Below are 24,148 nucleotides of genomic sequence, written 5' to 3'. Positions count from 1 at the left end.
CAGCCTCGACCTGCTGGATGACCCGCGCTCTGTTGCATGGGACCAGGCGGAAAACCGTCTGCATGCACAAAAAGCCCTGCTGGAGTTTCTGGTCGCACCGGCGTACCACCACGCATGAGTCAGCCACTACTGCTCAACCTGCGCAACCTTGCCTGCGGTTATCAGGACCAGCGGGTTGTACAGAACCTCAACCTGCACTTGAATGCCGGCGACATCGGCTGCCTGCTGGGCTCTTCGGGCTGCGGCAAGACCACTACCCTGCGGGCCATCGCTGGTTTTGAACCGGTGCACGAGGGTGAAATCCAGCTGGCTGGCGAGACCATCTCCAGCGCCGGTTTCACCCTCGCCCCGGAGAAGCGCCGGATCGGCATGGTCTTTCAGGATTACGCACTGTTTCCACATTTGAGCGTGGCCGATAATATTGCCTTCGGGATTCGCAAGCATCCGCAAAAGGATCGCGTCACTGAAGAGTTGCTGGAACTGGTCAACCTGAAGAATCTCGGCAAGCGCTTTCCCCACGAGTTGTCCGGTGGCCAGCAGCAACGCGTTGCCCTGGCCCGCGCCCTGGCGCCGGAACCACAACTGTTGCTGCTCGACGAACCGTTTTCCAACCTCGATGGCGAACTGCGGCGCAAGCTCAGCCATGAAGTACGCGACATTCTCAAGGCCCGTGGCACCAGTGCGATTCTAGTGACTCACGACCAGGAAGAAGCATTCGCCGTCAGCGATCATGTCGGGGTTTTCAAGGAAGGTCGCCTGGAGCAGTGGGACACGCCCTATAACCTGTATCACGAACCGCTGACGCCGTTTGTGGCCAGTTTTATTGGCCAGGGTTACTTCATTCGTGGCCAGCTGAGCAGCCCGGAGTCGGTGCAGACCGAGCTCGGTGAATTACGCGGCAATCGTGCCTACACCTGGCCGACTGGCGGCGCTGTGGATGTGTTGTTGCGTCCGGACGATATCGTTTATGCGCCGGACAGCACCTTGAAAGCACGCATTGTTGGCAAAACGTTCCTCGGTGCCTCGACCTTGTACCGCTTGCAGATGCCAACCGGCGCACAGCTGGAATCGATCTTCCCGAGCCATGCCGACCATGAAATAGGTGCGCAAGTGGGCATTCGCGTGGCGGCTGAGCATCTGGTGCTGTTCCAGGCATCCGGCAGCACGGCGGCGCAGATTCCGGCCGTCGAATCCGGTGTCCGCCGCTACAGCACCGCCTCCTGACACCTGAACTTGTAGGAGCAAGGCTTGCTCGCGATGAACGATAATGCGGTGTGACTGACACACCGCATTAGGCCAATCGCGGGCAAGCCTTGCTCCTACAAGATCAACCCAACATCAATGTTCCGCTTGCCACCAGCGTCGCATTCCCCCCAATCTTCACCCGATCCCCTTCCAGCCGACAAAACAACTCCCCGCCGCGTGCCGAGCACTGATACGCCGTCAGACTCGACTTGCCCAAGCGCTTCGACCAGTACGGAATCAAACTGCAATGGGTTGAACCGGTCACAGGGTCTTCATTGATGCCGATTGCCGGCGCGAAGTACCGGGACACGAAGTCATGCTTGCCTCCCCTGGCGGTGACGATTGCACCGGGCCATGGCAGTTTTGCCAGAGCCGTCATGTCTGGCTTGCAATCAAGTACGGCCTGCTCGGATTCCAGCACCACCAACAGCTCATTCGAACCCAGCACATCCACCGCCTCCACACCCAGCGCACGCTCGACGTCCAGGGTCACGCCAACTTCCGTCGGCACTCTCGCCGGGAAGTCCAACCACAACTGCTCGCCTTCGCGACTGACACTCAACGGGCCGGACTTGCAGATGAAGTCCAGGCGTTTGGCCGGTTCTTTATAGATATCAAACAGCACGAACGCACTGGCCAGGGTCGCATGCCCGCACAGCGGCACTTCGATGGCCGGGGTAAACCAGCGGATATGCCAGACCAGGCCTTCACGTACCACGAAGGCGGTTTCGGCGAGGTTGTGCTCGGCGGCGATTTTCTGCATCAGCTCATCGGCGAGCCAGGCATCGAGGCGATAGACCATCGCCGGGTTGCCACTGAACGGCCGATCACTGAACGCGTCGACCTGATGAAATTCAAGCTGCATAACTTACCTCCCAAGTCTGGCCACCGAGCATGAAGCCGGCGCTCAACAGGCGCCAGTGACAGACCAGGCAAATGTGCACCATACAGCGTCGACTCAAACCCGACCGATATCGGCGAACTTCGCCTGGGTGTGCTCGGCCAGGACCGCGGGCGCCAATTCGACTTCAAGACCACGTCGCCCGGCGCTGACAAAAATACTGGCAAAGGGTTGAGCCGAATTATCGATAAAGGTGCGCAGTCGCTTCTTCTGCCCCAGCGGACTGATGCCGCCCAACAGATAACCCGTCGCCCGTTGTGCCGCCGCCGGGTCGGCCATTTCGACTTTTTCACCCCGGCCGCGTGTGCCAGGTGCTTCAAATCCAGACTTCCGACGACCGGTACCACCGCCACCAGTAATTCGCCTTTTTCACTGGCCGCCAGCAAGGTCTTGAACACTTGGGCTGGATCCAAACCCAGCTTTTCCGCGGCTTCCAGGCCGTAGGACGCTGCCTTCGGATCATGTTCGTAACTGTGCACGCGATGTTCGGCACGAACTTTTTTCAACAAATCCAATGCGGGGGTCATGGCATCTCCGGGCTCGGCAACAGAAGAAAAATACTGCTCGGGATTCTAGATCATTGATCAACAGAAGGCTCTATTACGGCACTGTTTCCAAGGCTTGGAACCGCCCGTTTCCATTAGGTCGCAAGCCCTTCAATCAGTGATCCACACGATCATTGATCCGACGAATAACTTAAATATGACTGATGGTTCACTTTCGACCTTTGACAGCAGCGTTTCTTGTCTATATTTTTTCGAATGCGAATACGGCAGGAATGATCCCGACGTAGTACTCGGCAGTAAACCAAGATCAGGATGGGGATCCTGCCTCGGTGAAAATCGCGCTTTGACCAAGATGATAAAGCGCCAGACAACAACAAAAAAATGAGGTTTTCGATGACAACTGCTTTGAAACAACCGTCGCTCTCGAGCCAATGCATGGCCGAGTTCCTGGGTACTGCGCTATTGATCTTTTTTGGTACGGGTTGCGTTGCCGCGCTCAAGGTCGCGGGTGCCAGTTTTGGTCTATGGGAAATCAGCATCATTTGGGGCGTAGGCGTCAGCATGGCGATCTACCTGACCGCCGGGGTTTCCGGGGCTCACCTCAATCCTGCAGTCAGTATCGCCCTGAGCATTTTCGCTGACTTCGAAAAGCGCAAACTGCCCTTCTACATCCTGTCCCAAATCGCCGGTGCATTCTGCGGCGCGCTGTTGGTCTACACGCTCTACAGCAATCTATTCCTCGATTACGAACAAACTCACCACATGGTGCGTGGCACTCAAGCAAGCCTTGAGTTGGCGTCGGTGTTCTCCACTTTCCCGAACCCGGCCCTGTCCACTGCCCAGGCGTTCCTGGTTGAAATGATCATCACCGCCATCCTGATGGGCGTGATCATGTCCCTGACCGACGACAACAACGGCTTGCCAAAGGGTCCGCTGGCGCCGCTGCTGATCGGCCTGCTGATTGCGGTGATTGGTAGCTCGATGGGCCCGCTCACCGGTTTCGCGATGAACCCGGCACGTGATTTCGGTCCCAAGCTAATGACGTTCTTCGCAGGCTGGGGCGAAGTTTCCTTCACCGGCGCACGCGATATCCCGTACTTCCTGATTCCGATTTTTGCACCGATTGTCGGTGCCTGCCTCGGTGCGGCCGGCTATCGCGGGCTGATTGCCCGTCATCTGCCGGCTCCCGAACCTGCTACAAAGGACGCAACACCGGCCATTGACGGCAAACCAAGAACCTCTTGATACCGTTGGCGCGCGATCCTGCCCATTTGATCGTGCGCCTGACCTCACTCCCTTATTTCGTCCAAGGCAATCGACATGACCGACATTCAGAATAAGAACTACATCATTGCCCTCGATCAGGGTACGACCAGCTCCCGCGCGATCATTTTCGACCGCGACGCGAACGTGGTCTGCACCGCACAACGCGAATTCGCCCAGCATTACCCGCAAGCCGGTTGGGTCGAGCATGACCCGATGGAAATTTTCGCGACCCAAAGCGCCGTGATGGTCGAGGCCCTGGCTCAAGCCGGCCTGCATCATGACCAGGTGGCCGCCATCGGCATCACCAACCAGCGCGAAACCACCGTGGTCTGGGACAAGACCACCGGCCGCCCGATCTACAACGCGATCGTCTGGCAGTGCCGCCGCAGCACCGAGATCTGCCAACAGCTCAAACGCGATGGCCACGAGCAATACATCAGCGACACCACCGGCCTGGTCACCGACCCGTACTTCTCCGGCACCAAGCTGAAGTGGATCCTCGACAACGTCGAAGGCAGCCGTGAGCGTGCACGCAACGGCGAACTGCTGTTCGGCACCATCGACAGCTGGCTTATCTGGAAATTCACCGGCGGCAAAGTCCACGTCACCGACTACACCAACGCCTCTCGCACCATGCTCTTCAACATCCACACCCTGGAGTGGGACGCGAAGATGCTGGACGTGCTGGATATCCCGCGCGAAATGCTGCCGGAAGTGAAGTCGTCGTCCGAAATCTACGGCCACACCAAAAGCGGCATCGCCATCGGCGGTATCGCCGGCGACCAACAGGCGGCCCTGTTCGGCCAAATGTGCGTCGAGCCCGGCCAGGCAAAAAACACCTACGGCACCGGCTGCTTCCTGCTGATGAACACCGGCGACAAAGCCGTGAAGTCCAAGCACGGCATGCTGACCACCATCGCTTGCGGCCCTCGCGGCGAAGTGGCTTATGCCCTTGAAGGCGCGGTGTTCAACGGCGGTTCGACCGTTCAATGGCTGCGTGATGAACTGAAGATCATCAATGACGCCCACGACACCGAATACTTCGCCAACAAGGTCAAGGACAGCAACGGTGTGTATCTGGTGCCGGCCTTTACCGGTCTGGGCGCTCCGTACTGGGACCCGTATGCCCGTGGCGCGCTGTTCGGCCTGACTCGCGGCGTACGCGTGGATCACATCATTCGTGCAGCGCTCGAATCGATTGCCTTCCAGACCCGCGACGTGCTCGATGCCATGCAACAGGACTCCGGCGAACGCCTGAAAGCCCTGCGCGTGGATGGCGGTGCGGTGGCGAACAACTTCCTGATGCAGTTCCAGGCCGATATCCTCGGCACCCACGTTGAGCGCCCGCAAATGCGCGAAACCACCGCACTGGGCGCCGCTTACCTGGCCGGCCTGGCGTGTGGCTTCTGGGGCAGCCTGGACGAGCTGCGCGGCAAGGCAGTCATCGAACGCGAATTCGAACCGGCCCTGGAAGAAAGTGCGAAGGAAAAACTCTACGCCGGCTGGAAAAAGCCGTCAGCCGCACCCGCGACTGGGAACCTCATGAAGGCGCTGAATAAGCCAACGTAAGTACTCGTATCGGTATGTAACTGGTAGGGAGCAGATTCCTGCGGCATCATGGGCAAATTTTGCACGGCAGCCCAAAGGAAGCCCCATGAATCTGCCTCCCCGTCAGCAGCAAATCCTCGAACTGGTCCGCGAACGCGGCTATGTCAGCATCGAGGAAATGGCTACGCTGTTCGTCGTTACACCGCAAACCATTCGCCGCGATATCAATCAGCTCGCGGAAGCCAATTTGTTGCGTCGCTACCACGGCGGCGCAGCCTACGACTCCAGTGTCGAAAACACCGCCTACGCCATGCGTGCCGACCAGATGCGCGATGAAAAGCAGCGTATCGGCGAAGCCATTGCGGCCCAGATCCCCGATCACGCCTCGCTGTTCATCAATATCGGTACCACCACCGAATCGATTGCCCGGGCACTGCTCAACCACAATCACCTGAAAATCATCACCAACAACCTGCACGTCGCCTCAATGCTCAGTGCCAAGGACGATTTCGATGTCCTGCTGACCGGCGGTAATGTGCGGCGTGACGGCGGCGTGGTGGGTCAGGCGAGTGTCGATTTCATTAACCAGTTCAAGGTTGATTTCGCCCTCGTCGGCATCAGTGGTATCGACGAAGACGGCAGCCTGCTGGACTTCGATTACCAGGAAGTCCGGGTGTCCCAAGCGATCATCGCCAACGCCCGGAAAGTGATTCTGGCAGCGGACTCCAGCAAATTCGGGCGCAACGCCATGATTCGACTGGGTCCGATCAGCCTGATTGATTGCCTGGTCACCGATCAGCAGCCCGTGCCGGCGCTGGCGCAGCTGTTGAGTCAGCACAAGATTCGGCTCGAGGTCGTTTAAGGCTTTCAGCCTCTAAAGATCGCAGCCTTCGGCAGCTCCTACAGGTTCACTCAATCCTGTAGGAGCTGCCGAAGGCTGCGATCTTTTGCTTTTAATGTTCGTAAATTTTCCTTTAATGGCCCTTCGATCAGTATTTTCAATCGAAGTTGACTAGCTGTGAGCGGCTTTATGGGCTACCATTTTCGCAAATGAACATTAATGTTCGAATTCAAATATCGAAAATCATAAAAGCCCGAGGCCAGCCGATGCCCACTTCTACCTTGCCTACGCCCCCTCTCGCCGAGGTCTACGATATCGCCGTCATCGGTGGTGGGATCAATGGTGTGGGGATTGCAGCGGATGCCGCCGGTCGCGGTCTTTCGGTGTTCCTTTGTGAAAAGGACGATCTGGCCAGCCACACCTCGTCCGCCAGCAGCAAGCTGATCCACGGCGGCCTGCGCTACCTCGAACATTACGAATTCCGTCTGGTGCGCGAAGCGCTGGCCGAGCGCGAAGTGCTGTTGGCCAAGGCCCCGCATATCGTCAAGCAGATGCGCTTCGTGCTGCCACACCGCCCGCACCTGCGCCCGGCGTGGATGATCCGCGCCGGCCTGTTCCTTTATGATCACTTGGGCAAGCGGGAAAAACTGGAAGGCTCGAAAAGCCTGAAGTTCGGTCCGGACAGCCCGCTGAAAAGCGAAATCACCAAAGGCTTCGAATACTCCGATTGTTGGGTCGACGATGCCCGCCTGGTGGTCCTGAACGCCATGGCCGCTCGCGAGAAAGGCGCCCACGTTCACACCCAGACCCGTTGCGTCAGCGCCCGTCGCGCCAAGGGCCTGTGGCACCTGAACCTGGAACGTGCCGATGGCAGCCTGTTTTCGATCCGCGCCAAGGCGCTGGTGAACGCCGCCGGCCCGTGGGTCGCCAAGTTCATTCGTGACGACCTGAAGATGGATTCGCCGTACGGCATCCGCCTGATCCAGGGCAGCCACCTGATCGTGCCAAAACTGTACGAAGGCGAACACGCGCACATTCTGCAAAACGAAGATCAGCGCATCGTGTTCACCATTCCGTACCTGAACCACTTCACCCTGATCGGCACCACCGACCGCGAGTACACCGGCGACCCGGCTGCCGTGGCAATCACCGAAGGCGAAACCGATTATCTGCTCAAAGTGGTCAACGCCCACTTTAAAAAGCAACTCAGCCGCGACGACATCCAGCACAGCTATTCCGGCGTGCGTCCGCTGTGCAATGACGAATCCGACAATCCATCGGCCGTGACCCGCGACTACACCCTGGCATTGTCGGGCAGTGGCGAAGAAGCCCCGTTGCTGTCGGTGTTCGGCGGCAAGCTGACCACCTATCGCAAACTGGCCGAGTCGGCACTGGCCCAACTGGCGCCGTACTTCTCGCAGATCAAGCCAAGCTGGACCGCCACGGCCACCCTGCCTGGCGGCGAAGACATGACCACCCCGCAAGCCTTGAGCGCACGGATCCGCGACACGTTCGACTGGGTACCCACCGAAATCGCCCGCCGCTGGGCCACCAGCTACGGCAGCCGCACCTGGCGCATGCTCGAAGGCGTGCAGAGCCTCAGCGACCTGGGTGAACACATCGGCGGCGGTCTCTACACCCGCGAAGTCGATTACCTGTGCAGCGAAGAGTGGGCCACCACCGCTCACGACATTCTGTGGCGTCGAAGCAAGCTGGGGTTGTTCACCACTGTGGCAGAACAGAAGAAGCTGGCGGATTACCTGAGCAAGGTCGAGCAGAACCGCAGCAAGATCGAAGCGGCCTGATCGGGAAAACCGGTTAAACGCAAAGCCCCTGAATCTGACGATTCAGGGGCTTTTTGCGTTCTTCATACACCACCCCCTGTAGGAGCAAGGCTTGCCCGCGATGGCGGCGTATCAGTCGCAACAATTCATTCTGTGAGGACACCATCGCGGGCAAGCCTTGCTCCTACAGAGTTCGGCGTATTCGGTTTTCCGAACGCGACCTGTCAATCAATTCGGTTTACCGGATATTCAAGCGGTATTTTCAGCGCCATAAATATTTAATCCCTTTATAAATCAATATCTTGTTCCACATCACCTGGCCTGGCACGAGTCATGCTCTACACTCTGGGACGAATGTACTGCCGTGCCCAATCTTCAGGAGCATCCAGGCATTCGGTGCACAAAAGGGCCGACAAACTGGCCCCATAAAAAAAACAATGTCGAGGAAAATTTGATGCGCATCGTTCCCCATATCCTGGGCGCAGCCATTGCTGCCGCTCTGATTAGCACTCCAGTTTTCGCTGCCGAACTCACCGGCACACTGAAGAAGATCAAAGAGTCCGGCACCATCACCCTCGGGCATCGTGACGCTTCCATTCCGTTTTCCTACATCGCGGACGCTTCCGGCAAACCTGTCGGTTACTCCCACGATATCCAGCTGAAAATCGTCGAAGCCATCAAGAAAGACCTCGACCTGCCGGATCTCAAGGTCAAATACAACCTGATCACCTCGCAAACCCGTATTCCGCTGGTGCAAAACGGCACCGTGGACGTCGAGTGCGGCTCTACCACCAACAACGTCGAGCGTCAGCAGCAGGTTGACTTCTCCGTCGGCATCTTCGAAATCGGCACTCGTCTGCTGTCGAAGAAAGACTCCGTGTACAAGGACTTCGCCGACCTCAAGGGCAAGAACGTCGTGACCACCGCGGGCACCACGTCCGAGCGTATCCTCAAGTCGATGAACGCCGACAAGCAGATGGGCATGAACGTCATCTCCGCCAAAGACCACGGTGAGTCCTTCCAGATGCTGGAATCGGGGCGCGCTGTTGCCTTCATGATGGACGACGCCTTGCTGGCCGGTGAAGCCGCCAAGGCCAAGAAAGCCGATGATTGGGCCGTTACCGGTACGCCACAGTCCTACGAAATCTACGGCTGTATGGTCCGCAAGGGCGACGAACCGTTCAAGAAGGCTGTCGACGACGCGATCGTTGCCACCTACAAGTCGGGCGAGATCAACAAGATCTACGAAAAATGGTTCATGCAGCCAATCCCGCCTAAAGGCCTGAACCTGAACTTCCCGATGAGCGACGAGCTCAAGAAGCTGATCGCCAACCCGACCGACAAAGCGGCTGACGACAAGAAATCCTGATTTCTGACTAACCTTGTCTCCTGAGAGGGCGCCTGCCCTTTCAGGGGTTTGTCACTCCCTGCTGGCATTTTCTGGAAACACTCGAACCGGTGGTTGTCGAGCCGATCGTGTGTGCCTGACCGTGGCCTGTACGGTCAGTTCGTTAGCTCAAATTCGGTGCCGGAAGTTCATATCCAAGGCGCTGTGACGAGTCATAGCCCGCTATGGCGAGGAACAGCAACGCAGGAGATGGACTTCCGCGGGGCCAGAGTTGAGCTGACAGAACTGACCACACAGGCCACCCAGGTTGGGCGGGAACGGAGTTTCCCCAGGCGGGCACTTGTACATTGATCGATCCGGGGGGAGACCCTAATGAATTACAACTGGGACTGGGGCGTGTTCTTCAAGTCCACCGGCGTGGGCAGCGAGACCTATCTCGACTGGTACATCTCCGGTTTGGGCTGGACTATCGCCATCGCCGTCGTGGCCTGGATTGTTGCCCTGCTGCTGGGCTCGATCCTGGGTGTCATGCGCACCGTACCGAACCGCGTCGTATCGGGCATCGCGACCTGCTACGTCGAACTCTTTCGTAACGTGCCACTGCTGGTTCAGCTGTTCATCTGGTACTTCCTGGTGCCCGACCTGCTGCCGCAAAACCTGCAGGACTGGTACAAGCAAGACCTGAACCCGACCACCTCGGCCTACCTGAGCGTTGTCGTGTGCCTGGGTCTGTTCACCGCTGCTCGCGTTTGCGAACAAGTGCGCACCGGCATTCAGGCGTTGCCACGTGGCCAGGAATCCGCCGCGCGTGCCATGGGCTTCAAGCTGCCGCAGATCTATTGGAATGTGCTGTTGCCCCAGGCCTACCGCATCATCATTCCGCCGCTTACCTCGGAATTTCTGAACGTCTTCAAGAACTCGTCCGTGGCCTCGCTGATCGGCCTGATGGAACTGCTCGCCCAGACTAAACAGACCGCCGAGTTCTCCGCCAACCTGTTCGAAGCCTTCACCCTGGCCACGCTGATCTACTTCACCCTGAACATGAGCCTGATGCTGCTGATGCGCCTGGTCGAGAAGAAAGTCGCCGTACCCGGCCTGATCTCCGTAGGGGGTAAATGATGGATTTCGATTTCAGCGGCATTATTCCTTCCCTGCCCGGCCTGTGGAACGGCATGGTCATGACCCTGCAACTGATGGTGCTGGGCGTCGTCGGCGGGCTGATCCTCGGCACGATCCTGGCGCTGATGCGCCTGTCGTCGAGCAAACTGCTGTCGCGCGTTGCCGGCGCCTACGTGAACTACTTCCGTTCGATCCCGCTGCTGCTGGTCATCACCTGGTTCTACCTGGCTGTGCCGTTCGTGCTGCGCTGGATCACCGGCGAAGATACCCCGATCGGCGCGTTCGCCTCGTGCATCGTGGCGTTCATGATGTTCGAAGCGGCGTACTTCTGCGAAATCGTCCGCGCTGGCGTGCAGTCGATTCCCAAGGGCCAGATGGGCGCAGCCCAGGCGCTGGGCATGAGCTATGGGCAGATGATGCGGTTGATCATCCTGCCGCAAGCATTCCGCAAGATGACCCCGCTGTTGCTGCAACAAAGCATCATCCTGTTTCAGGACACCTCGCTGGTCTACACCGTCGGCCTAGTGGACTTCCTCAATGCCTCGCGCGCCAGTGGCGACATCATCGGCCGCTCCAATGAGTTCCTGATCTTCGCAGGTCTCGTGTACTTCACAATCAGCTTTGCCGCCTCGCTGCTGGTCAAGCGTCTGCAAAAAGGTTTGCCGTATGATCTCTATCAAGAACATCAACAAGTGGTATGGCGACTTCCAGGTACTGACTGATTGCAGCACCGAGGTCAAAAAAGGCGAAGTGATTGTGGTCTGTGGCCCGTCGGGCTCAGGCAAATCGACCCTGATCAAATGCGTCAACGCCCTCGAACCGTTCCAGAAAGGCGACGTGATCGTCGATGGCACGTCCATCGCCGACCCGAAGACCAACCTGCCGAAACTGCGGTCGCGGGTGGGCATGGTGTTCCAGCATTTCGAGCTGTTCCCGCACCTGACCATCACCGAAAACCTGACCATCGCGCAGATCAAGGTACTGGGCCGCAGCAAGGAAGAAGCCACCAGCAAAGGCCTGCAATTGCTGGAACGCGTCGGCTTGTCGGCCCACGCTCACAAGCACCCGGGGCAACTTTCCGGCGGCCAGCAACAGCGTGTGGCGATTGCCCGTGCGCTGGCCATGGACCCGATCGTCATGCTGTTCGACGAACCGACCTCGGCGCTCGACCCGGAAATGGTCAACGAAGTCCTCGACGTGATGGTGCAACTGGCCCAGGAAGGCATGACCATGATGTGTGTAACCCACGAAATGGGCTTCGCCCGTAAAGTGGCCGACCGGGTGATCTTCATGGACGCGGGCAAGATCATCGAAGACTGCCCGAAAGAGGAGTTCTTCGGCGACATCAGCGCCCGCTCCGAGCGTGCGCAGCACTTCCTCGAGAAGATTCTGCAGCACTAAAGCTACACGGCCGCCCCTGTAGGAGCTGCCGAAGGCTGCGATCTTTTGATCTTGATCTGCTGGGATTATCAAAGAATCAAGATCAAAAGATCGCAGCCTTCGGCAGCTCCTACAGGGGTTCCTCAGGGCTTGTAGTGGTTGACCCAAGGCATCTGTGATGAAATGCGACCCCACTCTCTATCGCGCAGCGCCGCCATCACTCGCCGTGAAACCCCGTCTGATTCGCCATCTGTTCCTGCCGCCGCTGGTCATCGCCCTGATGATCGGGTTGGGTTACATCGGCTTCTGGGTCAGTGAGCACTACGGGATTCGCAGCCTCAGCGAGAACGGCCAGCGTCAGCTGGAACTGCACGCCCGCGCCGTCGAGAGCGAGATCAGCAAGTACACCTACCTGCCCAGCCTGCTGGAACTTGAATCCAGTGTTTCAAAACTGCTCGACGACCCAACGCCGCAAACCCGGCAAACGGTCAACGATTACCTTGAAGGCCTGAACCGGCGCAGCCGCAGTCGGGCTATCTATGTGATGGACACCACCGGTCGCGTTTTGGCCACCAGCAACTGGCGCGATGTCGACAGTTACCTCGGCGAAGACCTGTCCTTCCGTGCCTATTTCCAGAATGCCATCCGAGGCCAGCCGGGGCGGTTCTATGGCATCGGCAGCACCAACGGCGAACCCGGTTATTACCTGGCCCATGGCCTGGAAGAACACGGCAAGATCATCGGTGTTGCGGTGGTCAAGGTGCGCCTCGAAGCCATGGAAGAACGCTGGCAACGCGCCCGCCTGGAAGCCTTCGTCAGCGACGAGAACGGCATCATCATTCTCTCCAGCGATCCGGCGCGGCGGCTCAAGTCAGTGGTGCCGCTGAGCGACGAGACCAAGGAAAAACTCGCCCGCAGCCTTCAGTACTACTGGTTCCCGCTGAACGAACTGCAACCCCTGGCCCGGAAACCCTGGCCGAAGGCGTGGAGAAACTGACCTTTCCCGCCAACAGCGAACTGCCATCCGACAAACAGGACATCACCTACCTGGCCCAGACCCGGCCCTTGAGCGACACCCCGTGGAATTTCACCCTGCTCACGCCGTTGGCAGATTTACGCCGAGAAGCAATCAATCAGGGGATTCTGGTGGCCGTGGCGTTTGCCTTGGTTGCGTTCCTCCTGATTGCCTGGAACGAACGGCGCAAAGTCATCGCCACCCGTCTCGCCGCCCGGAAGCGTTGCAGGAAGCCAACAATCAACTGGAGCGTCGGATTACCGAACGCACCACCGACCTGCGGGCCAGCAACGAACGGCTCAAGGCGCAGATCCGCGAACGCCGCCAGGCCGAAGAGACGTTGCGCCGGGCGCAGGATGAACTGGTCCAGGCCGGAAAACTGGCGGCCATCGGCCAAATGTCGACCAGCATCGCCCACGAATTGAACCAGCCGCTGGCCGCGCTGCGGACCTTGTCCGGCAACACCGTGCGCTTCCTGGAACGCGGTCAGCTGGACGTCGCCAGCACCAACTTGAACACCATCAACGAGCTGATCGACCGCATGGGCCGGATCACCGCCAGCCTGCGCTCCTTCGCCAAACGCGGCGATGACAAGGGCCAGGCCAGCTTTGGCAAAGCCGTCGACGCGGCGCTGCAACTGCTCGGCAGTCGGGTGGAAAGCGCTGATCTGCAACTTCATCGCGACTTCAAAGATGTGCAGGTGCAGATCGACCAGACGCGGCTGGAACAGATTCTGGTCAACCTGATCGGCAATGCCCTCGATGCCATGCAGGCCCAGCCACTGCCGAAACTGTGGCTGGAAGGCGAAGAGTTCGACGGCAAATATCGCCTGCGGGTGCGCGATAACGGCCACGGCATCGACGCCGAAGCGCGCAAGCATCTGTTCGAACCGTTCTTCACCACCAAACCCGGCGCACAGGGCCTGGGCCTCGGCCTGACCCTCTCCGCCAGCCTGGCCGCGGCCACCGGCGGCCACTTGGGTGTCGAGCACCCGGCCAGCGGTGGCACCACCTTCGTCCTCAGTTTACCGTTGGTAAGCCCCACTCCCGCCGAGCCAATATGAACAACGACCTTAGTGTGCTGATCGTCGAAGACGACCCCCATGTGCTGCTCGGTTGCCAACAGGCGCTGACCCTGGAAGACATTCCCTGCGTCGGCGTGGGCAGCGCCGAAGAAGCGTTGGAGCGGGTCGGCGAGAACTTTGCCGGCATCGTCATCAGCGACATCCGCCTGCCGGGCATCGATGGCCTGGAGTTATTGACCCGGCTCAAGGCCCGGGATCGCAGCCTGCCGGTGGTGCTGATTACCGGCCACGGCGACATCTCCATGGCCGTCGGCGCGATGCAGAAAGGCGCCTACGACTTCATGGAGAAACCGTTCTCCCCGGAACGCCTGGTGGACGTGGCCCGCCGCGCCCTGGAACAACGCAGCCTGGCCCGGAAGTTTCATCGCTGCGCCGGCAACTCGCCGAGCGTGATTCCCTCGAAGGCCGGATCATCGGCCGCTCGCCTGCGATGCAGAACCTGCGGGACTTGATCGCCAACGTCGCCGATACCTCGGCCAACGTGCTGATCGAAGGCGAGACCGGTACCGGCAAGGAACTGGTCGCCCGTTGCCTGCATGACTTCAGTCGTCGGCACACCAGGCAATTCGTCGCGCTGAACTGCGGTGGCCTGCCGGAGAACCTGTTCGAAAGCGAAATCTTCGGCCATGAAGCCAATGCCTTTACCGGCGCCGGCAAACGGCGGATCGGCAAGATCGAACACGCCGATGGCGGCACGCTGTTCCTCGACGAAGTGGAAAGCATGCCGTTGCCGTTGCAGATCAAACTGCTGCGGGTGTTGCAGGAACGCACCCTCGAACGCCTCGGTTCGAATCAGAGCGTGGCGGTGGATTGCCGGGTGATTGCGGCGACCAAGTCCGATCTGGATGAGTCGAGCAAGGCCGGCGAATTCCGCAGCGACCTGTATTACCGTCTCAACGTGGTGACCCTGGAACTGCCGCCGCTGCGCGAACGTCGTGAAGACATCCTGCAACTGTTCGAGCATTTCCTGCAGCAGTCGTCCCTGCGTTTTGACCGCGCAGTGCCGGAGCTGGATAACCAGACCCTGTCCAACCTGATGAGCCACGACTGGCCGGGCAACGTGCGCGAACTGCGCAACGTCGCCGAGCGGTTCGCCCTCGGCCTGCCGGCCTTCAAGAAGTCCGGTGCCAGTGGCAATAATCAGGGCCTGGCCTTCGCCGAAGCGGTGGAAGCTTTCGAGCGCAACTTGCTTAATGACGCCTTGCAACGCAGCGGCGGCAACCTGACCCAGGCCAGCCTGGAGCTGGGGATGGCCAAGACCACACTGTTCGATAAAGTCAAAAAGTATGGGTTGAGCCACTGATGGACCTGATTCTCAAAGCAGCCCTCGGCGCCGGGGTGGTGCTGATCCTCGCCGCACTGGCCAAGACCAAAAACTACTACATCGCAGGCTTGGTGCCGCTGTTTCCGACCTTTGCGTTGATTGCGCATTACATCGTTGGGAAGGGACGTTCGGTCGACGATTTGAAGACCACCATCGTGTTTGGCATGTGGTCGATCATTCCGTACTTCGTCTATTTGGCGACGTTGTACGTGATGGTAGACCGGATGCGGTTGGAGGCTTCATTGGCCGTCGCGGCGGTGGGCTGGTTGATCGCGGCAACCGTGCTCGTCAGCGTCTGGGTACGCGTCCACGCCTGACCAGTTGATCACCACAATCTAATGTGGGAGCGGGCTTGCTCGCGAAGGCGGTGGGTCAGTTGCCATCATTGTTGACTGAAACACCGCCTTCGCGAGCAAGCCCGCTCCCACATTGGGACTGCGGCGCTGATGACTGGCCCGCCCTTTGCATTTACCCCCAAAGCCCTCTCGGCCGGCCTTCATGTGTGATGAACCCGGTGTCTGGGAGCGTCCACCAAAGGGTGAATCCTGACCGTGACCTTCCTAGATCCCGACCTGACGCTGACCGTCATCCTGCTGGTGGCCTTTTCCATTGTGCTGGACGTCATCGGCCAGCTCTGCTTCAAGCTCGGCCTGGACCGTTTGCCGGAACTCGAAGGCGGTTTCCGGCTGAACGCGTTCTGGGGCCAGGTGTTCAACGCACCTCTGCTGTGGGCTGGAATCGGCGCTTATGCGCTGGAGTTTTTCGTCTGGCTGGAAGCCTTGTCCCGCGCGCCCCTGAGCCTGTTGTTCCCCGCCGGGGCGCTGGCCTATTGCGGCGTGGTGCTGGCGGGCAAAGTGGTGCTGGGTGAAACCGTCAGCCGCCGACGCTGGCTCGCGACCGTGGTGATTACGGTGGGCGTAATGCTCGCGTGTGCCGGCAATGCCTGACGCGCAATTGATCAGCAAAAGGAATAACGGGATGGATTGGCTGCACGGGCGACTGGGCACGGTGGTGCTTTGGGCGCTGCTGATTCTTCTGGAGAGTGCCGGGCAGATTGCAACCAAAGTCGGTGGCGATCAGTTGGGGCAGATGACCTTCAGCCTGCAATGGCTACAAGCCGTGATCGTCGACCCCGGCGTGCTGTTTGCGGTGGGCTGCGGCATCGGCGCGTTCTTTGTGTGGATGCTGATTTTGCGCCGCAGCAGTTTGTCCCTGGCGTTTCCGCTCAGTTCATTGGTGTTTGTCGGGGTGCTGTTGGGGTCGTGGCTGGGGCTGGGCGAGCAGATCAGCCTGCTGCATTGGGTGGGTGTGGCGGTGATTATTGGCGGGATTGCGTTGCTGGCCGAGGGTGAACAGACCTGACCTCAACACGTTGACTGCATCTGCCTGACACTCTGTAGGAGCTGCCGAAAGCTCCTACAGGGGTTAGCGGGGATACAAAAGCGTGGCGACCTCAAGGACGCCATCGCGGGCAAGCCTTGCTCCTACAGGTTTCAGCGGTGAGTTCGAAAGTCACTTGAACTTGTAAGCCACCGCCGCCTGCACTTCACCCTGATCGGGATTCCCTACCTGTTTGACGATGCTGCTGTCCGCCGCCGAGCCGGTCAGGTGAATCCAGCTGGCACTGGTCACCAGCGACCAATGCGGAGCCAGTGGAAACTCGAAGCTCTGGGTCAGCGCGACATTCTGCAAACCACCACTGGCGTTGTACCGGGCAATGCCCGAGTTCTGCGAGGCGTGGGCACCGACGCCGAAAAACGCCTGGTTCTGCTGGGCATCGGCAAAGTGAGCCGTCAGATTACTGCTGCCGATCACGCCGCCACCCAGTGGATAACCGATCTCGCCGCCCAAGCGCCCGACCACGCCGTCCGGGCCGCCGATAGCCTCGCCGACCGAGGCAAATACCCGCCAGAAATCAGCCGGCGCGTACTGCACAAAACCACCGACGACGCCCATGTCCGGCACATCGTGCAAGCCTTGCAAATCACCGTTGGCAGTGCGCCCCGGCAGGTAATTCAGAAAAGGCCCGGCGCTGAAGCCATTGGCCTTGAAGGCACTCCAGGTCAAACCGTCGTCAGTGCTGAGGCTGACATCGCCCCAGTCCAGATCGAGATACGGCACCGGCCGGGTTTCGTGACGGCTGCCGGTCGGATCGTGGGGCTGATAACTCAAGCCCAAACCCGCCTCTCCCGTGATGCCATCGGCCATGACATGGGCCGACAGGCACGTCAGCGCCGCGAATAAAACAACTGTAATCCTCACCATGAGGCACTTCCTTATTTGAACATGCGCGCATCAATCCTCGTTTTGCCCATCCTGCGCAAGCACTCATGTTGTTTGTAGCAAGCTACAAAAATTGTAGCTTGCCTGACACAACCCCGTACAAAAGCCCCGGTAATACCGGGCCGGACCGGGTTGGCACAATCCCTGCTCTACCCCTTGGCAAGCGCAAACAGCGCGCCCTGCTCAATAGGTAATGCAGATGAATGATTGGCATATCGTGTGTGATTTCGACGGGACCATCACCCGCACCGACGTGATCGACAGCATCCTCCAGCGTTTCGCCGACCCAAGCTGGGAAGCGATCGAAGATGAGTGGCTGCGAGGCGACATTGGTTCGCGTGAATGCCTCAGCCGCCAGCTCTCGCTGGTCAAGGCCACGCCGACCGAATTGCTCGCCTTTTTCGACACGATCGAAATCGACCCGGACTTCCCCGACTTCGTCGATCACGTAATCGGCCTCGGTGCCTCCCTTGAAGTGGTCAGCGACGGCATCGAACAAGGCATCGCGCGGATCCTCGCGCGCAACTACGTCACCCTGTTGCCGATCCTCGCCAACCGCTTGCGTCAACTCGATCACGAGAGCTGGCGCATCGACTTTCCGTACTCCAGCGACGCCTGCCGCGCCGCTTCCGGCAACTGCAAATGCAAGTCCACGCCCAAGACCAAACGGGTGTTGGTGATCGGCGACGGCCAGTCCGACATGTGCGTGGCCTCCAGCGCCGACTTCGTGTTCGCCAAGGATCGCCTGGCCGAGCACTGCGAGCGCAACGGCATTGCCTACGCCCGCTTCGACAGTTTCGCCGAGATTCCGGCCCTGTTGGCCCGACTGCCAGCCGGCCGCGCAGCCAACGCCACCGCTTTCGCCCTTGAAACCTCTTCTGACTACGCGTCAAACAATCAGGAACTCTTCAATCATGTCTGATATCCGAATTGCTACTCCCGAAGACCAGGTTCTTCTGGATAAAGAAGCCAAGTACTGCTCTTACGGCGACACCGTTCACTACATCGACCCGCCACGTATTTTCAGCCGTTGCGAAGGTTCCTACGTCTGGGACACCGAAGACCAGGCTTACCTCGACCTGCAAATGTGGTACTCGGCCGTTAACTTCGGTTACGCCAACCCGCGCCTGAACAACGCGCTGAAACAGCAGATCGATACCCTGCCGCAGATCGCCAGCCAATACCTGCACAAAGGCAAAATCGAACTGTCGGAAATGATCGCAGTCGATGCCAAGAACAAGTTCGGCCTCGACGGTCGCGTACACTTCAACGTCGGCGGTTCGCAGTCCATCGAGGACTCGCTGAAAGTGGTGCGCAACGCTTCCAACGGCAAGAGCCTGATGTTCGCCTTCGAAGGCGGCTACCACGGCCGCACCCTCGGCGCGTCGTCGATCACCTCCAGCTTCCGCTATCGTCGCCGCTACGGCCACTTCGGCGAGCGCGCCAACTTCATCCCGTTCCCGTACCACTTCCGCGGCCCGAAAGGCATGACCAAGGAAGAATACGGCAGCCAGTGCGTGCAGAATTTCGCTCGCCTGTTCGAGACCGAATACAACGGCGTCTGGGACCCGAAAACCAATCAGTGCGAATACGCAGCCTTCTACGTCGAGCCGATCCAGGGCACCGGCGGCTACGTCATCCCGCCGATGAACTTCTACAGCGAACTCAAGCACGTGCTGGATCAGCACGGCATCCTGATGGTCGTCGACGAAATCCAGATGGGCTTCTGGCGTACCGGCAAGCTGTGGTCGATCGAACACTTCGACGTCAAACCGGACGTGATCGTCTTCGGTAAAGCACTGACCAACGGCCTGAACCCGCTGGGCGGCATCTGGGCCAAAGAAGAACTGATCAACCCGAAAATCTTCCCGCCAGGTTCGACTCACTCCACCTTCGCGTCCAACCCGTTGGGTACAGCGGTAGGTCTGGAAATGTTCAAAATGACCAGCGAAGTCGATTACGGCGCAATGGTCATGGCCAAGGGCAAATACTTCCTTGAAGGCCTGAAAGACCTGCAAAAACGCTACCCGATCATCGGCGACGTCGATGGCCTGGGCCTGGCCCTGCGCTGCGAAATCTGTGGCCCGGATGGTTTCACACCGGACAAGGCCACCCTGGACTTCATGGTCGACGAAGGCATGAAGGGCGACATCGAAATCGACGGCAAACGCCTGGGCCTGATCCTCGACGTAGGCGGTTACTACAAGAACGTGATCACCCTGGCGCCGTCGCTGGAAATCAGCTACCCGGAAATCGACCTCGGTCTGGCCCTGCTCGACCGCCTGCTTTCCGGGCCATGAAGCGATGAGCGACTCTTTTCCAAGAGCAGACGAGATCGATCTAGGCGAGGGCAACGCCGGTTTCGTTCTCGGCACAGGGGAGGTCGCGGTGGTGTTGATCCACGGCCTCACCGGCACCCCGACGGAACTCCGTCGGGTGGCCATGGGCCTGGCGAAAGCCGGGCACACGGTCTACGTGCCGACCCTGGCCGGGCACTGCGGGGGCAACGCCGACCTGCAAGCCACTGGCTGGCGCGACTGGTACGAAAGCGTGCGCAACACCTTCGTCGGTGTACGGCGCAAGCACGAACGGGTATTCGTCGGTGGCTTGTCCATGGGCGCGGTCATGTCGATGTACCTGGCCGCCGAGCACCCCGGGCAAATCGAAGGGTTGATGCTGTATTCGACGACCCTGCGCTACGACGGCTGGAGCATCAACAAACTGGCGTTCCTCACCCCGTTGCTGATGAAAATCCCGTTCGGCGTGAACCTGTGCAGCTTCGAAGAAAAACCACCTTACGGCATCAAGAACGAACGCCTGCGGGCTATCGTCGAGCGCCAGATGAAAGAAGGCGAAAGCAGCCAGGCCGGTTTGCTGACGATGGAAGGCGTGACCGTTCGCGAACTGCACCGACTCAACGCCGTGGTGAAAAAACGCATGCCGTCGATCACCACACCGGCGTTGGTTGTGCACTCCATCGAAGACGACATCACCAGCCGCTGGAACGCCGATTACGTCGAACGCAAACTCGGCGGGCCGGTGGTCAAGGTCTTGCTGGACGACTGCTATCACATGATCACCGTCGACCTGCAATACCGCCGGGTGATTGAACTGAGCGTAGACTTCATCGATCAGCGCTTCATGCAACAACGCTCCGCCCCGCTCCCCCTGTGCGAAGAGTATCGTCAGTTAGCCTGACAGCCTGGCAAACCCGGTTGTAGACGGGTCGCCACTGGCGGGGCAATGTCGGCTACTGTATTGACCCAGGCATCACCCAATATCCTGTAGTGAACCTGTTTATCGATTCGAACTGAACCGACCCGCCATGGCTTTCGACAAGCGAAACCCGATGACCAAACGCCGACCTGCCAACGCCCGACCCTTCGCCCTCTCCGGCTGGAGCCTGCAACGCAAACTGGTCCTGGCCTTCTGGCTGGTCAGCGTGATCCCGACCATGATCGCCGCCGAACTGGCGGCCACCACCCTGTCGCAGATCTTCGACAGCAACGTGCGTATCTGGCTGCAGGAATCGACCAAGATCGTCGAGGACGAGATCAGCGAAATCCTGCGGGACAACGCCAGGGTGGCGCAGTTGTTTCTGCGCTACACCCGCCCGCAGATTGATAAGTTTGCGGGGCGCCACAACCGCATGACTACCGACATCGCTGACTCCATGGGCATCGACGCGGTCGCCCTGGTGCGCAGCAGCGACCATGCAGTAGTGTTCAGCACCGCCGCCGATGACATCATCCGGCAGATCAGCACCGCCCCCAAAGCCGTGTTGCAAACCTTGCAAATCGGCGGTGTCGCGACCGGCGCAGTGGTGTCGACCTTCGAGACCGAACAGAACGGCGTCGCTTACAAACTGGTGATTGCCACCTACCTCGACAACAGCTTCCTGACCAGTGTTTCCGATGTGCACTCGCTGGACTTGCGTTTGTACCTGGCCAGGGGCGATGGCTTTTCGGAGATTTTCTCCAGTCAGCGCTTCGAGGATCACCCGGCGGCCGTGCCGGAAAAATCGAACAGATTCTGCGCACCACCAAGCAGCCGACCGAGCAATTCACCAGCCGTTACAGCGGTATCTATCGGCCGATCCTCAACGAAAACGGCGATCTCCAGGGCGTAATTTTCAGCGGCCTGCTGCGCCACACCAGCCTGGTCGGGCTGGTCAATCAAAGCAATCTGTTCATCCTGATTTTCCTCCTCAGCTCAGCCGCCTCCCTGGGCGTTGGCTGGCTGGTGTCGCAACGCCTGACCCAACCGTTGCGCGGTTTGTCCAAAGGCGTGCAAGCGGTGATTGCCGGGGATTATCGCCAGCGCTTGTCAGTGACCGGTGGCGATGAACTGGCGGAGTTGAGCAGCACCTTCAACCACATGAGCGAACGCCTCGGCGAGTTGCAAAATCTCGAATCGCAATTGCGCCGCCGCGACCGCTTGCACGCACTGGGCGAAGTCGCCATGGGCCTGGCCCATGAAATCCGCAACCCGCTGGGCATCATCAAGACCGCCACCCAACTGCTGCACCGACGTGCCGATTTGCCCGAGACCGACAAGCGTCACCTGGAATACGTGGTCAGCGAAGTCAGCCGGATCAACGACTTGATCACCGATTTTCTCGATTTCGCCAAACCCAGCGCGCCGCTGCGTTCGACGCAACCCGCCCGGCCGTTGGTGGATGAACTGGTCGGCTTCTGCGCCCCGGAACTGGCCAGCCATCACATTGACGTGCACATCGACGACCAGGCCCCCGGCGCGACCCTTTACGCCGATGCGCGCCAGCTCAAGCAGGCCGGGCTGAACCTGATCGTCAACGCCATCGACGCCATGCCCGACGGCGGCCAACTGACCCTGGGCATCCGCCGTGATGCCACGCACACCATCCTCAGCGTGTCGGACACCGGCCAGGGCATAGAGCCAGACATGCTCGAACGAATTTTCACCCCGTTTGTCACGACCAAGGCCTCCGGCACCGGGCTGGGCCTGGCCAAGGTGTTTTCGATCATGGAAAACCATGATGGGCGCATCGAGTGCACCAGCGAAAAAGATGCCGGGGCGACCTTCAGCCTGTACATTCCGGCCAATGGTGAAGACTTCGACGAGGCAAGCGATGACACATAACGTACTGGTGGTCGACGACGAGCCCAAGCTCTGCGACCTGCTGGCATCGGCCCTGAGTCAGAACGAGATCACGGTCTTCACCGCCGGCAACGGCCTGCACGCGCTCAAAGTGCTGGAGGCCGAAGACATCGACCTGGTGATCAGCGACTGGCGCATGCCCGGCATGGACGGCCCGCAATTGCTGGCGGAAATCAAACACCGCTTTCCGCAGTTGCCGGTGATCGTCATGACCGCCTACAGCACGGTGAAAAACGCCGTGCAGTCGATGCGCAACGGCGCCTTCGACTACATCGCCAAGCCGTTCGACATCGATGAGCTGGACATCACTGTCAGCAAGGCCCTGCAATTTCGCGACATCCTCAAAGACAACCAGCGCATGCGCGCCGAACTCGACGAACACAAGCAGATCGACAGCCTGGTGGGCGACAGCCCGAGTTTTCGGCAAGTACTGCAAGCGATCGACTCGGTGCGCGAAAGCAACGCGACCATCCTGCTGACCGGCGAAAGCGGCACCGGCAAGGAAATGGTCGCCCGGGCGATCCACAAACACGGCAATCGCGCCGGCAAACCGTTTGTGGCCGTCAACTGCGCGGCAATCCCCGAAGGCTTGCTGGAAAGCGAAATGTTCGGCCATCGCAAAGGCGCGTTTACCGGTGCGGTAGCGGACCGGGTCGGGCGCTTCCAGCAGGCTGACAAGGGCACGCTGTTTCTCGATGAAATCGGCGAAATGCCCTTGGCGTTGCAGGCGAAAATTCTTCGTGCCCTGCAGGAACGGGTGATCGAGCCGGTGGGCGACCCACGTGAGCGCAAGGTCGATGTGCGAGTGATCGCGGCCACCAACAAGAACCTGCTGGACGCGGTGGCCAACAAGGAGTTTCGCGAAGACTTGTACTACCGCCTCAACGTGTTCCCGATTCCGCTGCCTGCCCTGCGTGAACGGGTCGAAGACATCGCCCCGCTGGCCCGGCATTTCGCCCATACCCTCGGAGGGGCGGCGGGTAAACGTTTTAGCGGGTTCAGCCCGGAGGCGTTGAATGCCATGGCCAATTATTCGTGGCCGGGGAATATTCGCGAACTGCAAAACTGCGTGGAGCGGGCGACCATCGTCGCAAGCGGGACGGTGATCGAAGACGATGACCTGCCGGCGTATCTGTTTGCCTCACGGCCGAGCGATGGCAGCGTGCCGCTGGTTGAAAACAACGGCGTGCCGACGGATCTGGAAGCGGCCCTGGCGGAAGTTGAAAAGACCTACATCCTGGCGGCCCTGCAACAGAGCAATGGCGTGCAGGCGGCGGCGGCGCAGTTGATCGGGATATCCGAGCGCAGCTTCTGGTATCGGCTGAAGAAATTGGGAATTCACGTGGACAAGATCGTCCGCTGATC

General features: G+C 59.6%; 17 protein-coding genes and 6 pseudogenes. 20 read left to right on the top strand and 3 right to left on the bottom strand.

The window, feature by feature from the left end; translation table 11 throughout:
* Together JFV26_RS16070 and JFV26_RS16065 are read left to right on the top strand one after the other, a co-directional pair.
* Positions 1-118, top strand: a pseudogene (locus tag JFV26_RS16070) (ornithine carbamoyltransferase); the annotation flags it as partial.
* Positions 115-1,224, top strand: coding sequence for an ABC transporter ATP-binding protein (locus tag JFV26_RS16065; RefSeq protein ID WP_201193835.1), 1,110 nt, complete (start codon positions 115-117; stop codon positions 1,222-1,224). The pseudogene JFV26_RS16070 and the gene JFV26_RS16065, both read left to right, overlap by 4 nt.
* A 103-nt stretch (positions 1,225-1,327) precedes the next feature.
* Here the strand turns inward: JFV26_RS16065 and JFV26_RS16060 are convergent, their stop codons facing one another.
* Both JFV26_RS16060 and ybaK read right to left on the bottom strand, forming a co-directional pair.
* Positions 1,328-2,110, bottom strand: a complete 783-nt coding sequence (locus tag JFV26_RS16060) for a PhzF family phenazine biosynthesis protein (RefSeq protein ID WP_201193833.1) — start codon at positions 2,108-2,110, stop codon at positions 1,328-1,330.
* A 93-nt stretch (positions 2,111-2,203) separates the two neighbouring features.
* A pseudogene (gene ybaK, locus JFV26_RS16055) lies at positions 2,204-2,673 on the bottom strand (Cys-tRNA(Pro) deacylase).
* A 372-nt stretch (positions 2,674-3,045) separates the two neighbouring features.
* Here ybaK and JFV26_RS16050 point away from each other — a divergent pair.
* From JFV26_RS16050 to JFV26_RS15990, 13 genes and pseudogenes are all read left to right on the top strand, one after another.
* Positions 3,046-3,897, top strand: a complete 852-nt coding sequence (locus tag JFV26_RS16050) for an MIP/aquaporin family protein (protein WP_201193831.1) — start codon at positions 3,046-3,048, stop codon at positions 3,895-3,897.
* Positions 3,898-3,972: 75 nt separating this feature from the next.
* Positions 3,973-5,477: pseudogene (gene glpK, locus JFV26_RS16045) on the top strand (glycerol kinase GlpK).
* Positions 5,478-5,572: 95 nt separating this feature from the next.
* A complete protein-coding gene (locus JFV26_RS16040; RefSeq protein WP_027922833.1) occupies positions 5,573-6,328 on the top strand; it encodes a DeoR/GlpR family transcriptional regulator in 756 nt (251 codons plus the stop codon).
* Between the two features lie 245 nt (positions 6,329-6,573).
* Positions 6,574-8,112, top strand: a complete 1,539-nt coding sequence (gene glpD / locus JFV26_RS16035; RefSeq protein ID WP_201193830.1) for a glycerol-3-phosphate dehydrogenase — start codon at positions 6,574-6,576, stop codon at positions 8,110-8,112.
* Positions 8,113-8,545: 433 nt separating this feature from the next.
* On the top strand, positions 8,546-9,460 hold the full coding sequence (locus JFV26_RS16030) for a glutamate/aspartate ABC transporter substrate-binding protein (RefSeq protein ID WP_201193828.1): 915 nt from the start codon (positions 8,546-8,548) through the stop codon (positions 9,458-9,460).
* A 351-nt stretch (positions 9,461-9,811) separates the two neighbouring features.
* Positions 9,812-10,558: an amino acid ABC transporter permease gene (locus tag JFV26_RS16025; protein WP_201193826.1), complete on the top strand. Its 747-nt coding sequence runs from the start codon at positions 9,812-9,814 to the stop codon at positions 10,556-10,558.
* Entirely contained in the window at positions 10,558-11,280 is a 723-nt protein-coding gene (locus tag JFV26_RS16020; RefSeq protein WP_446739933.1) for an amino acid ABC transporter permease, read from the top strand. The genes JFV26_RS16025 and JFV26_RS16020 overlap by 1 nt, the downstream gene beginning before the upstream one ends.
* Complete coding sequence (locus tag JFV26_RS16015; RefSeq protein WP_201193824.1) at positions 11,225-11,959, top strand: amino acid ABC transporter ATP-binding protein; 735 nt, start codon at positions 11,225-11,227, stop codon at positions 11,957-11,959. The genes JFV26_RS16020 and JFV26_RS16015 overlap by 56 nt, the downstream gene beginning before the upstream one ends.
* 157 nt (positions 11,960-12,116) lie before the next feature.
* A pseudogene (locus tag JFV26_RS16010) lies at positions 12,117-14,016 on the top strand (sensor histidine kinase).
* A gap of 44 nt (positions 14,017-14,060) precedes the next feature.
* Positions 14,061-15,340: pseudogene (locus JFV26_RS16005) on the top strand (sigma-54-dependent transcriptional regulator).
* A gap of 8 nt (positions 15,341-15,348) precedes the next feature.
* Positions 15,349-15,678 carry a GlpM family protein gene (locus JFV26_RS16000; protein WP_201193861.1) on the top strand — a complete coding sequence of 110 codons (330 nt, stop codon included), beginning with the start codon at positions 15,349-15,351 and terminating at the stop codon, positions 15,676-15,678.
* 255 nt (positions 15,679-15,933) lie between these two features.
* Positions 15,934-16,308: a transporter gene (locus tag JFV26_RS15995; RefSeq protein ID WP_201193859.1), complete on the top strand. Its 375-nt coding sequence runs from the start codon at positions 15,934-15,936 to the stop codon at positions 16,306-16,308.
* Positions 16,309-16,339: 31 nt separating this feature from the next.
* Positions 16,340-16,723 carry a transporter gene (locus JFV26_RS15990; protein ID WP_446739931.1) on the top strand — a complete coding sequence of 128 codons (384 nt, stop codon included), beginning with the start codon at positions 16,340-16,342 and terminating at the stop codon, positions 16,721-16,723.
* Between the two features lie 150 nt (positions 16,724-16,873).
* Here JFV26_RS15990 and JFV26_RS15985 read toward each other — a convergent pair whose 3' ends face one another.
* Positions 16,874-17,626, bottom strand: a complete 753-nt coding sequence (locus tag JFV26_RS15985) for a MipA/OmpV family protein (RefSeq protein WP_201193819.1) — start codon at positions 17,624-17,626, stop codon at positions 16,874-16,876.
* A gap of 217 nt (positions 17,627-17,843) precedes the next feature.
* Here JFV26_RS15985 and JFV26_RS15980 point away from each other — a divergent pair, with 217 nt between their 5' ends.
* The 5 genes and pseudogenes from JFV26_RS15980 (at position 17,844) to JFV26_RS15960 (ending at position 24,146) form a co-directional block, all read left to right on the top strand.
* Positions 17,844-18,566 carry an HAD-IB family phosphatase gene (locus JFV26_RS15980; RefSeq protein WP_201193817.1) on the top strand — a complete coding sequence of 241 codons (723 nt, stop codon included), beginning with the start codon at positions 17,844-17,846 and terminating at the stop codon, positions 18,564-18,566.
* Entirely contained in the window at positions 18,559-19,944 is a 1,386-nt protein-coding gene (locus tag JFV26_RS15975; protein WP_201193815.1) for an aspartate aminotransferase family protein, read from the top strand. The genes JFV26_RS15980 and JFV26_RS15975 overlap by 8 nt, the downstream gene beginning before the upstream one ends.
* Before the next feature lie 4 nt (positions 19,945-19,948).
* Positions 19,949-20,842 (top strand): alpha/beta hydrolase, encoded by an 894-nt coding sequence (locus JFV26_RS15970; RefSeq protein ID WP_201193813.1) that lies wholly within the window; start codon positions 19,949-19,951, stop codon positions 20,840-20,842.
* A gap of 151 nt (positions 20,843-20,993) precedes the next feature.
* Positions 20,994-22,765: pseudogene (locus JFV26_RS15965) on the top strand (ATP-binding protein).
* Positions 22,755-24,146: a sigma-54-dependent transcriptional regulator gene (locus tag JFV26_RS15960; protein ID WP_201193812.1), complete on the top strand. Its 1,392-nt coding sequence runs from the start codon at positions 22,755-22,757 to the stop codon at positions 24,144-24,146. The pseudogene JFV26_RS15965 and the gene JFV26_RS15960 overlap by 11 nt, the downstream one beginning before the upstream one ends.
* Positions 24,147-24,148: the final 2 nt, after the last annotated feature.

The organism is Pseudomonas sp. TH31, from assembly GCF_016650815.1.
Taxonomy (GTDB): Bacteria; Pseudomonadota; Gammaproteobacteria; order Pseudomonadales; family Pseudomonadaceae; genus Aquipseudomonas.
This window is presented reverse-complemented; position numbering and strand designations above follow the sequence as displayed.

Bases quoted from the DNA above. Each gene is read 5' to 3' on its own strand.
- JFV26_RS16065 (WP_201193835.1), top strand. From the start codon at position 115: ATGAGTCAGCCACTACTGCTCAACCTGCGCAACCTTGCCTGCGGTTAT.
- JFV26_RS16060 (WP_201193833.1), bottom strand. From the start codon at position 2,110: ATGCAGCTTGAATTTCATCAGGTCGACGCGTTCAGTGATCGGCCGTTC.
- JFV26_RS16050 (WP_201193831.1), top strand. From the start codon at position 3,046: ATGACAACTGCTTTGAAACAACCGTCGCTCTCGAGCCAATGCATGGCC.
- JFV26_RS16040 (WP_027922833.1), top strand. From the start codon at position 5,573: ATGAATCTGCCTCCCCGTCAGCAGCAAATCCTCGAACTGGTCCGCGAA.
- glpD (WP_201193830.1), top strand. From the start codon at position 6,574: ATGCCCACTTCTACCTTGCCTACGCCCCCTCTCGCCGAGGTCTACGAT.
- JFV26_RS16030 (WP_201193828.1), top strand. From the start codon at position 8,546: ATGCGCATCGTTCCCCATATCCTGGGCGCAGCCATTGCTGCCGCTCTG.
- JFV26_RS16025 (WP_201193826.1), top strand. From the start codon at position 9,812: ATGAATTACAACTGGGACTGGGGCGTGTTCTTCAAGTCCACCGGCGTG.
- JFV26_RS16020 (WP_446739933.1), top strand. From the start codon at position 10,558: ATGGATTTCGATTTCAGCGGCATTATTCCTTCCCTGCCCGGCCTGTGG.
- JFV26_RS16015 (WP_201193824.1), top strand. From the start codon at position 11,225: ATGATCTCTATCAAGAACATCAACAAGTGGTATGGCGACTTCCAGGTA.
- JFV26_RS15990 (WP_446739931.1), top strand. From the start codon at position 16,340: ATGGATTGGCTGCACGGGCGACTGGGCACGGTGGTGCTTTGGGCGCTG.
- JFV26_RS15985 (WP_201193819.1), bottom strand. From the start codon at position 17,626: ATGGTGAGGATTACAGTTGTTTTATTCGCGGCGCTGACGTGCCTGTCG.
- JFV26_RS15980 (WP_201193817.1), top strand. From the start codon at position 17,844: ATGAATGATTGGCATATCGTGTGTGATTTCGACGGGACCATCACCCGC.
- JFV26_RS15975 (WP_201193815.1), top strand. From the start codon at position 18,559: ATGTCTGATATCCGAATTGCTACTCCCGAAGACCAGGTTCTTCTGGAT.
- JFV26_RS15970 (WP_201193813.1), top strand. From the start codon at position 19,949: ATGAGCGACTCTTTTCCAAGAGCAGACGAGATCGATCTAGGCGAGGGC.
- JFV26_RS15960 (WP_201193812.1), top strand. From the start codon at position 22,755: ATGACACATAACGTACTGGTGGTCGACGACGAGCCCAAGCTCTGCGAC.